The following is a 14,217-nucleotide window of genomic DNA, read 5'->3' as shown; positions in this document are numbered from 1 at the left end:
GGTCAGCCGATGTCGCGCTGGCCGAAGATCAGCGCGGACAGCAGCCAGGACACGATGCTGTACAGGATCGAACCGAAGAACGCGGACCAGAATCCCGACACCTCGAAGCCCTTCAGCAGCGACGACGCGAACCAGAAGCACAGCGCGTTCACGACGAGGATGAACACCCCGAGTGTGACGACCGTGACGGGCAGCGTCAGCAGGATCAGCACCGGGCGGATCACCGTGTTGATCAGGCCGAGCACGACCGCGACGATCAGCGCGGTGCCGAAGCTCTTGATGTGGATCGACGGCACGAGGTACGTGATGATCAGCAGCGCGAGCGCGTTGATGACCCAGGTAAGGATGACGCTCATGGAGTGCTCCGGTTCGGTTGTCGATCAGTGCGATCAGTGGCCGCCGCCGGCCGCCGCGCGCGCCCGAAGACGCAACGCGAAGACCGGCGATCCGGCGCCGTGCCGCCGCCGCACCGCGGGCCCCGTAGCGGGGCGCGCACGGCACGGCGGCGGCGGCGCATCAGTAGCGGTAGTGGTTCGGCTTGAACGGGCCGTCCTTCTGCACGCCGATGTACGAAGCCTGCTCGTCCGACAGCACGGACAGGTTCGCGCCGATGCGCGCGAGGTGCAGGCGCGCGACCTTTTCGTCGAGATGCTTCGGCAGCACGTACACCTTGTTCTCGTACTCGCCGCCGCGCACGAACAGCTCGATCTGCGCGAGCGTCTGGTTCGCGAACGAGTTCGACATCACGAACGACGGGTGGCCGGTCGCGCAGCCGAGGTTCACGAGGCGGCCTTCCGCCAGCAGGATCACGCGCTTGCCGTCCGGGAAGATGATGTGGTCGACCTGCGGCTTGATGTTTTCCCACTGGTACTGACGGGTCGACGCGACGTCGATTTCCGAGTCGAAGTGGCCGATGTTGCAGACGATCGCGTTGTGGCGCATCGCCTTCATGTGATCGTGGTTGATCACGTGGTAGTTGCCGGTCGCCGTCACGAAGATGTCGGCCTTGTCGGCCGCGTATTCCATCGTCACGACGCGGTAGCCTTCCATCGCGGCCTGCAGCGCGCAGATCGGATCGATTTCGGTGACCCACACGGTCGCGCCCAAGCCGCGCAGCGACTGCGCGCAGCCCTTGCCCACGTCGCCGTAGCCGGCAACGACCGCGACCTTGCCCGCGATCATCACGTCGGTCGCGCGCTTGATGCCGTCGACGAGCGATTCACGGCAGCCGTACAGGTTGTCGAACTTCGACTTCGTGACCGAATCGTTCACGTTGAACGCCGGGAACGGCAGGCGGCCGTCCTTTTCCATCTGGTACAGGCGGTGCACGCCGGTCGTGGTTTCTTCGGTCACGCCCTTGATGTGCGCGAGGCGCTTCGAGTACCAGGTCGCGTCGATGTCGAGGTGCTTCGCGATCGACTTGTACAGCGCGACTTCTTCCTCGTTGGTCGGCTTCGCGATCACCGAACGGTCCTTCTCGGCCTTCGAGCCGAGGATCAGCAGCAGCGTTGCGTCGCCGCCGTCGTCCAGGATCATGTTCGCGAATTCGCCGTTCGGCCATTCGAAGATGCGGTGCGAGAACTCCCAGTATTCGTCGAGCGACTCGCCCTTGAACGCGAACACCGGCGTGCCGGATTCGACGATCGCAGCCGCTGCGTGGTCCTGCGTCGAGAAGATGTTGCACGAGGCCCAGCGGACGTCCGCGCCGAGCGCCTTCAGCGTCTCGATCAGCACGCCGGTCTGGATCGTCATGTGCAGCGAACCGGCGATGCGCGCGCCCTTCAGCGGCTGCTGCGCCTTGTATTCGTCGCGGATCTGCACGAGGCCCGGCATTTCGGTCTCGGCGATGTTCAGTTCCTTGCGGCCCCAGCCGGCCAGCGCCATGTCGGCGACGACGTAATCCTTGGAAGCTTGCGAATCGATAATGGCGTTCATCACGCCCTCCTTTCTAAAAAAGTTCTAGATTGGTGACGTGAGCGCCGTTCAGGAAGCGGAGCCGGCGCGACGGTCGCGAAACGCGTGCCGCACGGCTGCTTGGTGAAGCCTTCCGAGCCTGGCGGACGCAGAGTGGTCCGTCGCAACGCTCCTCGGAAAACGGGAGGGATTGTAGCAAATCGGCGCGCAAAATGCGCAAGCGGCGCGAGCGATTCAAGCGCGCGGCGTCGGCGCGCGTTGCCGTCGAGAAAGGGTCAGGACTCCGCGCCGACCCACGCCTGTTCGCGCAGCCGCGCGCGCAGGCGCGCGACGGCCTGGCTGTGCAGCTGGCACACGCGCGATTCGCTCACTTCGAGCACCGCGCCGATCTCGCGCAGATTCAGACCCCGTTCGTAATACAGCGACATCAGCAGCTTCTCGCGTTCCGGCAGCCGCTCGATCGCCTCGACGAGCGCCTCGCGCAGGTGCTCGTCGAGCAGCGCCGACAGCGGATCGGCGTGATCGACGCGATAGCGGTCGAGGAACGGCTCGTCGTCGGCCGCACGGTCGAAATCCTCGTAGTAGATGAGCTGGCTGCCGTGCAGGTCCTGCAGCATCCCCTGGTATTCGTCGAGCGGCATGTTCAGGTGCAGCGCGATCTCGGTCTCGCTCGCCGAGCGGCCGAGATGCTGCTCGACCTGGTGCACCGCGTGCTCGACCTCGCGCGACGTCTTGCGCAGGCTGCGCGGCAGCCAGTCGTTGCTGCGCAGCTCGTCGAGCATCGCGCCGCGGATGCGCTGCGTCGCGTAGGTCTCGAACTGCGCGCCCTGGTCTTCCTTGTAGCGGCCGGCCGCGTCCATCAGGCCGATCATGCCGGCCTGGATCAGGTCGTCGAGGTCGACGCTCGCCGGCATCTTCGCGACGAGCTGCAGCCCGAGGCGACGCACGAGCGGCGCATATTGCGCGAGCACGTCGGCCTGGGACATCTTTCCTTGAGCGTTGTACATCATGGCTCTCTCCTTCCGGTAGCGCTCACGCGGCGTGTGCCGCGCCCGCTTCATACGACGGCTTGCCGCCCGCGTGAACGGCGCGGTCCGCACCCGAACGCGGGCGCATCGGCCAGTACAGCAGGTCGGCGGCAATCTGCCGGTAGTCGCGCGCGGCCGCCGCCGACGGGAACGCGTCGACCACCGCATGCGTCAGCTCGCGCGCATGCTCGACGAGCGGATCGGCGCTCACGCAGCCCGCGTCGGCAATCGACACCGTCAGGTAGCGGCTTGCGACGCCCGCGAGGTTGTCGAAGGCCGTCTTCGCATCCGCATGGCTGCCGACGTGATTGGTCAGCACGCGGAACTGCGCGAACGCGTGCGCGAAATGCAGCCGCTTCATGCACGCGTACGCCTCGGTGATCGCCTGCGCGGCGACCCGCGTGACGACCAGCACGTCGTGCGCTTCGCGCGCGAGCGCCGAGAACGAGCCGTCGGCGCCGAGCTGCGCGTCGACGAGGACGATGTCGGCCGGGCCGTCGATGAAGTCGCTCAGTTGCGTGTCGCTGTAGCCGGCGCGCGCGAGCCGCGCGGCCGCGCACAGGCCGAAGCCGGCGGCCACCCGCGTGCGCTCGCCGTCGCGCAGCCACGCGCCCGCGAGCGTCGCGCTGGCCGAATGCACGTCGGCGCGCTCGTCGACGACGAGCACGTCCTTGCCGAGCGACGCGAGCGCCGCCGCCAGGTTCACGGTGGTGGACGTGCAGCCGACACCCGCCGGCCCGCCCGTCACCGCGACGATGCGCGACGCGCGCCCGGCCAGCAGGCGCCGCAGCCCTTCGGCCTGGTCGATGATTCGTTTATCCAAATCGCACCTCGTGCAGCTCGGCGGTGGAACGTGCGGTCAGTGCGGAGAGCAGCGTCGGCATGTCTTCGTCTTGCGGCACGAAGGGCGAGCCGTCGCGCGGCACACAGAACGCGCTCTTCAGCAGGAACTTGGTCGATGCGACATACAGGTTCTCCGGCACCTTCTGGCCGGTCGACACGTAGTGAACCGGCAGCTTGTAGCGGATCACCGTGTCGAGCACGCCGCCGAGGTGGGTCGCCTCGTCGAGCTTCGTGAGGATGCAGCCGGCGAGATCCGGATGCTCGCCCGCGCTGCGGTACGCCTGCACGACTTCGTTGAGCGTGTCGCCGTGGCTCGTCGCGTTGAGCAGCAGCAGGCGCTGCACCGGTGCGTTCGCGCCGTGCAGCATCGCGATCTGGTCGGACACCGCGCGGTCGCGCTGGCTCATGCCGATCGTGTCGATCAGCACGATGTGCTTGTTGCGCAGTTCGGACAGCGCGAGCGCGAGATCGCCCGCATCCTTCACCGCGTGCACCGGCACGCCGAGGATCTTGCCGAAGATGCGCAGTTGCTCGTGGCCGCCGATCCGGTAGCTGTCGGTGGTCAGCAGCGCGACCTTGCTCGCGCCGAAGCGCATCACGCAGCGCGCGGCCAGCTTCGCGGTGGTGGTGGTCTTGCCGACGCCCGTCGGCCCCATCAGCGCGAACACGCCGCCGCGCTCCATCAGCGCGTCCTCGCTGTCGAGCACCGGCAGGTTCGCCGCGAGCACCGACTGCGCCCATTCGGCGGCCTGCTCGAAGGTCTGCGCACCGTCGCCGGACGGCAGGTTGTCGACGAGCATCCGCACGAGCTGCGCGGACAGGCCGGCCGCGAACAGGTGCTTCGTCAGCGCGCCATGCACGGCGCTGCGACGCTGGCGGTCGTGCCACATCAGGCTGTCGAACTGCTCCTCCATCATCCCGCGCAGTTCGCCGAGCTCGTGCATCACCGTGTCGTTGACGATTCGCTCGACGCGCGACTTCACCGCATCGGCCACCGCGGCGGCGGTGTCGGCGGACAGGCGCGTGCGCTCGGCCGCTTTCGCGGCGTTCGCGGCGTTCGTGTCGGGCTTGCGCGGGGCGGCGGCCGGCATCCGGCGTTCGGCATCGCGCACGATGTCGCGTGCCCAGTCGGGCGACGATGCGCTCGCGGCGCCCTGCGGCGCGGGTGCGCTCGCTTGCGGCGCAGCAGGCGTCGCCTGCGTGCGCGCGATCAGCGCATCGCGCTGCTGCGTCAGGCGCTTCGCGTGCTCGACGAGCCACGGCGCGGGTTCGGAAGCGGGGGCCGGCCATCCGGCGGCCGGTGCGGCGGTCGACGGCGTTGCCGCTGCGTCCGCATCGATCGTCGAAGGTTGCGCCGCCGTCTCGTCCGCGTCGTCCGTTTCGTTCGCTTCGGCACTTGCGCCGAACACCGACGAGAACACGTCCGGCAGCCCGCCATCGCCCGCCGCATACGGATTGACGCTCGGGCGCGCGAACGCGGCGCCCGGGCGCGACACGATGCCCGGCACTGCGGCGGCCGGCACGGAATCCGGCACGCGCGGCGCGGCGATGCGCGGCCGTGCGGCGGCCGGCGGCGTCACCGCGGCCAGGTCCGAATCGGCCAATGCGACGATTTCGACGCTGCCGTCATCGAGCGTGCGGTTCGACAGCACGACCGCGTCGGCGCCGAGCGCCTCGCGCACGAGACGAAGCGCGTCGCGGCTCGTTGCGCCGGTGAATTTGCGAATGTTCAAGCGGAACCCCCGATGACGTTAACGACTTTGATCGTGCGTGTGTCCGGCACTTCGGCATACGACAGCACTTTCAATTGCGGCAGGCTGCGGCGCAGGAAACGCGCGAGCATCGCGCGCAGCGCGTGCTGCACCAGCAGCACCGGCGGCAGCCCGAGATTCTGTTGACGCAGCATCGCTTGCTGCGTGCCGGTCAGAAGGTTGTGCGCGAGGCCGGGTTCGAGGCCCGGATTCGCGCCGGTGGCGAGCGCCTGCGACAGCACGCGCTCCAGATTCGAGTCGAGGCCCATCACCTGCATCTCGCCCGCGCCCGGATACCACTGCTGCGTGATCGCGCGGCCGAGCGAGAGCCGCACCGCGGCGGTGATCTCGAACGCGTCGCCGCGGCCCGCATGTTCGGACACGGCCTCGAGGATCGTGCGCATGTCGCGGATCGGCACGCCTTCCTCGAGCAGGTTCTGCAGCACCTTCTGCAGCGTCGTCAGCGAGATCGTCTTCGGCACGAGGTCCTCGACGAGCGACGGCGCGTCCTTGCCGGTGCGCTCGACGAGCGCCTGCACTTCCTGGCGGCCGAGCAGCTCGGCAGCGTGCTGGACGACGAGATGGTTCAGGTGCGTCGCGACGACCGTGCTCGCGTCGACCACCGTGTAGCCGTACACCTGCGCCTGTTCGCGCAGCGCGACGTCGATCCACACGGCCGGCAGCCCGAACGCGGGATCCTGCGTCAGGGCGCCCGGCAGCGCGGCCGTCACCTGGCCGGGGTTGATCGCGAGCCACTGGCCCGGGAACACTTCGCCGACGCCGATCTCGACGCCCTTCAGCGCGATCCGGTATGCGTTCGGCCGCAGTTCGAGGTTGTCGCGGATATGGATCACCGGCGGCAGGAAGCCGATTTCCTGCGCGAATTTCTTGCGGATGCTCTTGATGCGCTTGAGCAGCTCGCCGTCGCTGTTCTTGTCGACCAGCGGGATCAGCCGGTAGCCGACTTCGAGGCCGAGCGGGTCGATCAGCTGCACGTCGTCCCAGGTCGCCTCGTGGCTGTCGGACGGCAGCACGGCGGGCGGCGCGATGTCGGTCACGTCGCCGGCCGCCTTGCGGGCCGCCGCGCGCTTCGTCTGCGTGCGGGCCAGCCAGATCGCGCCGCCGCCGAGCGCGAGGAACGCGAAGTGCGGCATCCCCGGGATCAGCCCCATGATCACGATGATCACGCCGGTGATCGTCAGCACGCGCGGGTTCGTGAACAACTGTCCGGTGATCTGCGTGCCGATGTCCTCGTCGGTCGCGACGCGCGACACGATCACGCCGGCCGCGGTCGAGATCACGAGCGACGGGATCTGCGCGACGAGGCCGTCGCCGATCGTCAGCAGCGTGTAGTTGGTGCCGGCCGCCGCAAAGCTCATGTCGTGCTGGACCATCCCGACGATCAGCCCGCCGATCACGTTGATCGCCATGATGATCAGGCCGGCGATCGCGTCGCCGCGCACGAACTTCGACGCACCGTCCATCGACCCGTAGAACTCGGCTTCCTGCGACACGGCCAGGCGGCGCTTGCGCGCCTGTTCCTCGTTGATGAGGCCCGCGTTCAGGTCGGCGTCGATCGCCATCTGCTTGCCGGGCATCGCGTCGAGCGTGAAGCGCGCGGACACTTCGGCGATCCGCCCCGCGCCCTTCGTGATCACCATGAAGTTGATGATCATCAGGATCACGAACACGACGATGCCGACCGCGAAGTTGCCGCCGACGAGGAAGTGGCCGAACGCCTCGATCACCTGGCCGGCCGCGTCGGGGCCCGTGTGGCCCTCGAGCAGCACGACGCGCGTCGACGCGACGTTCAGCGACAGGCGCAACAGCGTCGAGAACAGCAGCACGCTCGGGAACGCCGCGAAGTCGAGCGGCTTCATCGTGTACATGCTGACGAGCAGCACCATCACCGACAGCGCGATGTTGAACGTGAACAGCAGATCCAGCAGCATCGGCGGCAGCGGCAGGATCATCATCCCCAGGATCATGCAGATGAGGACGGGGCCCGCGAGCGCGCGCAGGTTGGTGCCCGCGAACGGGTTCGTGCGCTTCGCGAACAGGCCGGTCGGGGTGCTCATGCTGCCTCCCGCCGGGCCGCCCCAAGGGAGGCAGCCGCCCCCTCGGGGGGCAGCGAACGAATGTGAGCGTGGGGGCTAATCATCACGTGGCTCCTTGCGTGCCGAGCGTGTCTTCGGCTTCCTCGCGTTCATCGTCGGCGGGCACCGACGTGCCCTTGTCGAGTTCGGCCGGCACGTCGAGATCGACCGGCACCGCGGGGAACGCGCCGCCTTCCGAACGGAAGCGCTTGAGCTGGTAGACCCACGCGAGCACTTCGGCGACGGCCGAGTACAGCGAGCCGGGAATCTCGCGTTCGATTTCGACGTTGTGATACAGCGCACGCGCGAGCGGCGGCGCCTCGAGCAGCGGCACGTTGTGCTCGGCCGCGAGTTCGCGGATGCGCGCGGCGACGAGGTTCACGCCCTTCGCGACGACCTTCGGTGCGCGCATCTCGCCATCCGTGTATTGCAGCGCGACGGCGAAGTGCGTCGGGTTCGTGACGACCACGTCGGCCTTCGGCACGGCCGCCATCATCCGGCGGCGCGCGATCGCGCGCTGCTGCTGGCGGATCCGCCCCTTCACGTGCGGATCGCCTTCGTTCTCGCGATGCTCGCGCTTCACTTCTTCCTTCGTCATGCGCAACTTCTTGTTGTACTGCCAGATTTGGTAAGGCACATCGAGCGCGGCGACCACCAGCATCCCGGCGACCGTCGTGCCGCAGCACACGGCGACGAGATGCAGCGCGTCGGGCAGCGCCGCGCCGAGCGGCTGCGTCGCGAGGCCGAGCAGCTCGTCCTTGCTGCGCCAGATCGCGATGCCGCCGATCCCGCCGACGACCAGCGTCTTCGCGAGCGACATGCCGAGCTGGATCGGCCCCTGGATCGAGAAGATCCGGCCGAGGCCCGAGATCGGGTTCAGGCGGTCGAACTTCAGTTCGAAGGTTTTCTGCGAGATCAGCCAGCCGCCGAGCGCCATCGGCGCGAGCAGCGCCGCGACGCCGGTGAGCACGAGGATCGGCAGCAGCGCGGCGAAGCCTTCGAGGCTCGCGCTGCCGGCCGCCGACAGCATCCGGTTCGTGTCGAACGCGGTCGCGCGGTCGAACGTGAACGCGCCGCGCAGCATCGCCTGCAGATGCGCACCCGACGGGCCCGCGAGCAGCCATGCACCGTAGAACCCGGCCGCGAGCAGCGCGAACGAAGCCAGTTCGCGCGAACGCGCGACCTGCCCCTCCTCGCGCGCCTTCTCGCGGCGCCTGGGAGTGGCGGCTTCGGTCTTGTCGAGATCGCTCTCGTCTGCCACGGGGCCTCCAGTCGGGTACGGCGGAATGCCGCTTTCCAGTGACACCGATTATTCATGGAGGCGTCAAACGCCGATCGGTCGAGCAAAGCCGGGAAAGGGGGGTATTTCGGGGAATCGGGCGAGCCGGTGCGAACGAGGCTGGATGGGGACGGAGCGGCGCGCGACGGGGTGCGATGCGGCGGAAAAACGCGGCGATCGGCGCAACGGTGGAGCGAGGTTTCCGGCAAGGTTCCCGGACGGGACGGTGGCGGAATGAAACGGGGAACGGTGAAGCGGAGAAAACGGAGAAACCGGGGAAGTCAGGCCCCGACGCGACGGCGTCGCGTCGGGGCAGGCGGCGCTCAGACCGCCGGGATCGGATCCGAGCCGAAGCGGTTCGGGCCTGCGGTGCCGCGCGAGCACATCCACACGAGCAGCAGGATGGGGCCGACGACCGGAATGAGCCCGAGCAGCAGGAACCAGCCCGAGCGGCCGGTATCGTGCAGGCGGCGCACGCTGACCGCGATGCCCGGAATGATCAGCGCCAGCGAAATCAGGAAGATCGCGCCCAGCAGCAGCAGCGCGATCAGGCCCGCGTCGCGGCCGATCGCGCCGATCACCTGCGCGGCGATCGAAAGAATGCAGCTCAGCAGCGCGAAATACCAGTATTCGGCACGACGCGCACGGCCTTCGAATTTCGCGTATTGATTGAGTACGGAACGAACAGCCTCGGAAAAATTCATTTTATTACCCTCCTGTTTTATATTTACGACCCCGGAAACAACGCGGGAATTATATGTTCGAATTTCGACAGGCTCCATCTCTTTTCGCATGCCGGCCAAGCGAAACCCCGTCGCACCAGCTCTGGAACGGCTGTCATAGCGTAATGCGGCGCCGCCGGCTTGCATGCCGCGTCATTTTAATAATCTTGAAGACCTGACAGAAACCACACCCTCGGATAATCCGGCGTTTGATTACAACCGAATGAATCCCGACGCGATCGATAATCGATCCAGGCGTGCGGCATTCGATTTACCGGCCGATCGGCATGACGCGAGCGCGCCGGTCGCGCCACCCTTCGCCATTCCCGATCCCGCTCGCATCGCATCGTGTTCCGTCATCCGCTCGCTCCGCTGCTGTCGCTCGCCTGCGCGCTCGCCGCCGGCTGCGCGGGCACGCCCGGTACGCCCGACCTGCCACCCGGTGCGCAGGCGCCGGGCGCGCCGCATCCCGGCACGATCGTCGTGCGCTATGCGTGGAACGGGTCGACGCAAACCTGGCGCGCACAGGATGTCGCCGCGAGCTTCGCGTTCCGCTGTTTCGACGCGCATGGCCAACCGGCGGAACGCGCTCGCGCGGCCTGGTGCGTGCCGGTCGTCGAGATCGAATCGGTGTCGGTCGATGCGGGCGGGCGCGCCGTCGCGCCGGCCGCCGCCGCGCGCATCGAAAGCACCGCATACGGGCCCGGCCGCCGCTTTCTCGACCATACGACGGCGGTAAGCGCCGGCCTCCGGCCTGGGCCCTAACCGGCCGCCGCCCGCTGCAGCGCGCCGAGATCGAGCTTCTTCATCGTCATCACCTGCGCCATCACACGCTCGGCGCGCGCCGGATCGCCCGTCATCAGTTCGGACATCTGCACGGGCACGACCTGCCACGACACGCCGAAGCGGTCGCGCAACCAGCCGCACTGCTGCGCACGCTCGTCGCCGCCTTCGGACAGCCGCGCCCAGTAGCGGTCGATCTCGTCCTGGTCGCGGCAGTTGACGACGAACGATACGGCCGGCGTGATCTGGAACACGGGGCCGCCGTTCAGCGCGACGAACGCCTGCCCGTCGAGCTCGAACGCGACCGTCATCACCGTGCCCTCGGCCTGCCCGGACGCGTGCGCGCCGGCCTTGCCGTAGCGCGCGACGTGCACGATGCGCGCGTTGTCGAACACCGACACGTAGAAACCGGCGGCCGCCTCGGCGTCGCGGTCGAACCACAGGAACGGCGTGATGCGTTGTATGCGCGGGCTCATGACGCTGCCTCCTCGATGTCGTGCCGGCACCGGTGCCGGTCTTACATCGTAGGCGCTGCGCGCACACACGGCGGCGATCCGATCCGTAGTGCGCGCGCAACCTCCGGATAAAAAAAGGGGGCGATCGCTCGCCCCCTCTTTGCTGCCTGCGGCCGTGCCGCGTCAGAACGCGACGAAAGGCGCCGCGCCGCCGCTCGAGCGCTTGTCCATCCCGAAGTAGATCGTCTTGCCGTAGAAGTGCGGCATGCCGATGTCGAGCCATCCGGACGAACCGAACGGGCCCGCGATGTCGTTGAACGCGAACGTCGACGCGTTCGAGAACAGCGTATCCGCGTTCGCGACGGGCATCGACACGGTGCCGCTCGCGCTGTTCTGGCCGGTCAGCGTCGCCGTATAGGTGGTCGTCGAGGACGGGCAGTAGAACTGCGAGTTCCTCGAACAGACCGTCTGCGACGAATCGTTGAAGAAATACGCGTTCGAACCGGTATCGAAGAAAGCCGTCACCGTGCTGCCGAGGAACGACGCGCTGACGTCGCCCGTCGTGGTCGACGTCATGACGGTCGACGCGCCGAGCCCGTTGTTGCCCTGCGTGCCGATCCCGAAGATCAGCAGGCCCGTCGCGCTGGCCTGCCCGCTGCTCGAGACGTTCGGCATCTGCACGATCACGCCGTTGTTGTCGTTCGCGAAATGATGAACCGGGTTGGCCACCTGCTGTGCGACCGGCACGAGCGCGACCGCACAGCTCGCATTGCCGTTCGGGCACGCGTAGTAGTTGTTGCTCGACGACGTCGACGTCGCGCAGGTCGTACCGCAGTCGACCGGCGCCGGCCCGATGCCGAGGATCCCGTTCGCGCCGAGCGCGCTCGCCGAGTTGGCCGACGCGCCGCCGTTCGTGCACGAGGTCGGCACGCTCGTCGTGCCGAGGTCGCCGATGATCTGCACGGGCAGCGAGTTCGCCTGTTCGGTGCCGATCGACAGGTCGACCGTGCGCACCGAGCCCCACGTGTAGCTCGACACGAACTTGCCGCACTCGGCGACCGGCGCGCCGCCGCTCGTCACCTGCGGCAGGTTGCCGAGCACGCCCGACACCGCGCTGCCGACGAGCCGCAGCCCGTAGGATGCGGTATCGACGAGCACGTTCTTGACCACCTGGCAGTTCGACGTGCCCGGCACGCAGACCTTCACGTTGACGGTCGGGATGTTGATCACGTTCGCGACGCCGGTGCCGACGGTGATGACGGCCGTATTCGCGGTATTGCCGTCCGACACGCTCGAGCCGTTGCCGTTACTGCCGCCGTTGTTGCCGGAGCTGCCGCCGTCGTCGCCGCCGCCGCATGCCGTCACGAGCACGGCCGTCGCGGCCGCGAGGCCCAGCACGCCGAGCCAGCGCTTGAATGTACGAGGAATTCTCAAGATCGCTCTCCCGCTGTCACTGGATGTCGTTGCCGGCGAGGCCGGCAGGCAGTGCCGCCGGCAGCCACGCCTGGCCCGAGAAGGCGCCCATGTGGCCGCCCGTCCGGATCACGAGGCCGCTCGTGTCGACGGACACGGGCGCGCGCCAGCCGTGCGCCGCATGCGCCGCCTGGACGCCGGCGGTGTACTGCGGGAAATAGCTGCCGAGCAGCGACGCGAGATCCGGCATCGTCGGCCCGCGCCATGCGAGACCGAACACGCTGCCGGCGGCCGACGTGTATTCGTGAATGACGGTGCCCGACCCGAGCGTGATCTCGCGGACGGTATAGGCGGCCGTGCTCGTCTGCACGCCATCGGCCGAACGCATCGCGCGCTGCATCGCACGCACGGTTGCAGCCCGATCGTCCGCCGGCGGCGACATCGGCGCACCGCCCAGTTCCGCGTGTGCGTGGACGGTCCACAGCACACCCATTGCAGCCGTCGCGTGTGCGACGGCCCAGCCCAAGCGTTTCAGCTTCACGTTCCCCCCCAAGGGACTGGCTTCGTTGCCGGCGGCACAGCCATCGTGCCCGCGCCGCCGGTCAACATATGAAATCGTACGAATGACGCTCCATTACTGCTGACGCGTAGTATGCCTGCTGAGTGTGTCGAAGTGTCAATTCGACGCAGCCCGAACAGGGTGCGCGCGTGCACGGCGAGCGTGGGAAAACGTGGCGGGAACGGCATGACGCGCGCATCGGACGGCCCCGCGAAACGGAGCGCGCCGATGCACTGCAGCAAGCTCAGAAGCCCAGGCTCGCGAGCAGGTCGTCGACCTGTCCCTGGTCCTGGACCACGTCGGACTTGCCTTCCGGCGCGATCTGCGGGCCGTTCAGCAGCGACTCCGGGCTGCCGGTCGAGCTCATCTGCTCGGCCGCGAGCGCGGCCGCGGTGGCCGCGAACTGCTCGCGCCGCTCGGGCGCGATGTTCTCGACGAGCACGGTGAGGAGCTGCTGCTCGATCAGGTAGACCATGTCCATGATCTTCTTGATCACCTGCCCGGTCAGGTCCTGGAAATCCTGCGCGAGCATGATCTCGAGCAGCTGCGCGCTGGTCGCCGACGTCGACTCGGGCAGCGTGCGCAGGAACGTGCGCGTATCGTCCATCAGCTCGCGCACTTCCGCGTGCTCGATCGGCGCCGCGTACCACTGCGCCCAACGCGCGTCAAGCGCCTCAGCCTCGTTCTGGATGCGCTCCTGCATGGGCTTCGCGACCTCGATCGCGTTCAGCACGCGCACCGCGGCCTGCTCGGTCATCGTCGCGACGTAGCGCAGCCGGTCGCGCGCATCGGGCACGGCTTCCGCCGCGCGCTCGACATGCTTGTCGAGCCCGAGCTCGCGCATCGAATCGCGCAGCGCCCGCGTGACCTGGCCGATGCGCGCGAGAATGCGGTCGCTCGCGAAATCGGCGCCTTCGGGGTGGCTGTCGGCACTGAACCCCGCGCCGGCGAGCGCCGCATGGATCGGCTCGTTCACGTCAGCTCCCGGTCTTCGCCATCTTGTCGATGATCTTGTTCAGCTTCTCGTCGAGCGTCGCGGCCGTGAACGGTTTCACGACGTAGCCGCTCGCGCCCGCCTGCGCGGCCGCGATGATGTTCTCCTTCTTCGACTCGGCCGTGACCATCAGCACCGGCAGGTGCGTGAGCGTCGCGTCCGCGCGGATTTCCTTCAGCATCGCGAGGCCGTCGAGGTTCGGCATGTTCCAGTCCGAGATCACGAATTCGAAGCCGCCGCCGCGCAGCCGCGCGAGACCGGCTGCGCCGTCCTCCGCTTCGTCGACGTTCGTGTAGCCCAGTTCCTTGAGCAGGTTGCGGACGATCCGGCGCATCGTCGGGAAATCGTCCACCACCAGGATTTTCATGCTCTTGTCCATC

Annotated in this window: 14 protein-coding genes and 1 riboswitch; of the genes, 1 reads left to right on the top strand and 13 read right to left on the bottom strand. The window is 68.0% G+C overall.

Going from position 1 to position 14,217, the window contains the following annotated elements:
• Nucleotides 1-2: 2 nt before the first annotated feature.
• From ACM6JT_RS06905 to ACM6JT_RS06870, 8 genes are all read right to left on the bottom strand, one after another.
• A complete protein-coding gene (locus ACM6JT_RS06905; RefSeq protein WP_034183917.1) occupies nucleotides 3-356 on the bottom strand; it encodes a phage holin family protein in 354 nt (117 codons plus the stop codon).
• A gap of 160 nt (nucleotides 357-516) precedes the next feature.
• The gene (gene ahcY / locus ACM6JT_RS06900; RefSeq protein WP_152862368.1) at nucleotides 517-1,935 is read right to left on the bottom strand and encodes an adenosylhomocysteinase; all 1,419 of its coding nucleotides are present in this window, start codon (nucleotides 1,933-1,935) and stop codon (nucleotides 517-519) included.
• A gap of 32 nt (nucleotides 1,936-1,967) precedes the next feature.
• A riboswitch (S-adenosyl-L-homocysteine riboswitch) is annotated at nucleotides 1,968-2,095 on the bottom strand.
• Nucleotides 2,096-2,189: 94 nt separating this feature from the next.
• Nucleotides 2,190-2,924 (bottom strand): RNA polymerase sigma factor FliA, encoded by a 735-nt coding sequence (locus tag ACM6JT_RS06895; protein WP_034183990.1) that lies wholly within the window; start codon nucleotides 2,922-2,924, stop codon nucleotides 2,190-2,192.
• 22 nt (nucleotides 2,925-2,946) lie between these two features.
• On the bottom strand, nucleotides 2,947-3,765 hold the full coding sequence (locus ACM6JT_RS06890) for a flagellar biosynthesis protein FlhG (protein WP_034183915.1): 819 nt from the start codon (nucleotides 3,763-3,765) through the stop codon (nucleotides 2,947-2,949).
• The gene (gene flhF, locus ACM6JT_RS06885) at nucleotides 3,758-5,518 is read right to left on the bottom strand and encodes a flagellar biosynthesis protein FlhF (RefSeq protein ID WP_414856151.1); all 1,761 of its coding nucleotides are present in this window, start codon (nucleotides 5,516-5,518) and stop codon (nucleotides 3,758-3,760) included. The genes ACM6JT_RS06890 and flhF overlap by 8 nt, the downstream gene beginning before the upstream one ends.
• Nucleotides 5,515-7,614, bottom strand: coding sequence for a flagellar biosynthesis protein FlhA (flhA, locus tag ACM6JT_RS06880; protein WP_131948773.1), 2,100 nt, complete (start codon nucleotides 7,612-7,614; stop codon nucleotides 5,515-5,517). Before flhA ends, flhF begins: the two co-directional genes overlap by 4 nt.
• 82 nt (nucleotides 7,615-7,696) lie before the next feature.
• Nucleotides 7,697-8,893 carry a flagellar biosynthesis protein FlhB gene (flhB, locus tag ACM6JT_RS06875; protein WP_034183912.1) on the bottom strand — a complete coding sequence of 399 codons (1,197 nt, stop codon included), beginning with the start codon at nucleotides 8,891-8,893 and terminating at the stop codon, nucleotides 7,697-7,699.
• Nucleotides 8,894-9,234: 341 nt separating this feature from the next.
• Nucleotides 9,235-9,615, bottom strand: coding sequence for a DUF805 domain-containing protein (locus ACM6JT_RS06870; protein ID WP_034183911.1), 381 nt, complete (start codon nucleotides 9,613-9,615; stop codon nucleotides 9,235-9,237).
• Between the two features lie 366 nt (nucleotides 9,616-9,981).
• Here ACM6JT_RS06870 and ACM6JT_RS06865 point away from each other — a divergent pair, with 366 nt between their 5' ends.
• Nucleotides 9,982-10,398, top strand: a complete 417-nt coding sequence (locus tag ACM6JT_RS06865) for a hypothetical protein (protein WP_034183910.1) — start codon at nucleotides 9,982-9,984, stop codon at nucleotides 10,396-10,398.
• On the opposite strand, the gene ACM6JT_RS06860 is transcribed toward ACM6JT_RS06865, so the two are convergent.
• The 5 genes from ACM6JT_RS06860 to cheY all read right to left on the bottom strand — a co-directional run bounded on the left by ACM6JT_RS06860 (nucleotide 10,395) and on the right by cheY (nucleotide 14,216).
• Nucleotides 10,395-10,892: a VOC family protein gene (locus ACM6JT_RS06860; RefSeq protein ID WP_034183909.1), complete on the bottom strand. Its 498-nt coding sequence runs from the start codon at nucleotides 10,890-10,892 to the stop codon at nucleotides 10,395-10,397. The genes ACM6JT_RS06865 and ACM6JT_RS06860 overlap by 4 nt on opposite strands.
• A gap of 162 nt (nucleotides 10,893-11,054) precedes the next feature.
• Nucleotides 11,055-12,305: a DUF3443 domain-containing protein gene (locus ACM6JT_RS06855; protein ID WP_414856150.1), complete on the bottom strand. Its 1,251-nt coding sequence runs from the start codon at nucleotides 12,303-12,305 to the stop codon at nucleotides 11,055-11,057.
• 16 nt (nucleotides 12,306-12,321) lie between these two features.
• Nucleotides 12,322-12,825: a DUF2844 domain-containing protein gene (locus ACM6JT_RS06850; protein ID WP_034183907.1), complete on the bottom strand. Its 504-nt coding sequence runs from the start codon at nucleotides 12,823-12,825 to the stop codon at nucleotides 12,322-12,324.
• Nucleotides 12,826-13,087: 262 nt separating this feature from the next.
• Entirely contained in the window at nucleotides 13,088-13,819 is a 732-nt protein-coding gene (gene cheZ / locus ACM6JT_RS06845) for a protein phosphatase CheZ (protein ID WP_034183906.1), read from the bottom strand.
• 1 nt (nucleotide 13,820) lies between these two features.
• Nucleotides 13,821-14,216 carry a chemotaxis response regulator CheY gene (cheY, locus tag ACM6JT_RS06840; RefSeq protein WP_034183905.1) on the bottom strand — a complete coding sequence of 132 codons (396 nt, stop codon included), beginning with the start codon at nucleotides 14,214-14,216 and terminating at the stop codon, nucleotides 13,821-13,823.
• Between the last annotated feature and the right edge of the window lies 1 nt (nucleotide 14,217).

This window comes from Burkholderia sp. IT-111MI5 (assembly GCF_949752865.1).
Classification (GTDB): Bacteria; Pseudomonadota; Gammaproteobacteria; order Burkholderiales; family Burkholderiaceae; genus Burkholderia; species Burkholderia pyrrocinia_C.
The sequence above is the reverse complement of the archived record's forward strand: the minus strand, read 5'-3'. Positions and strand labels throughout refer to the sequence as shown.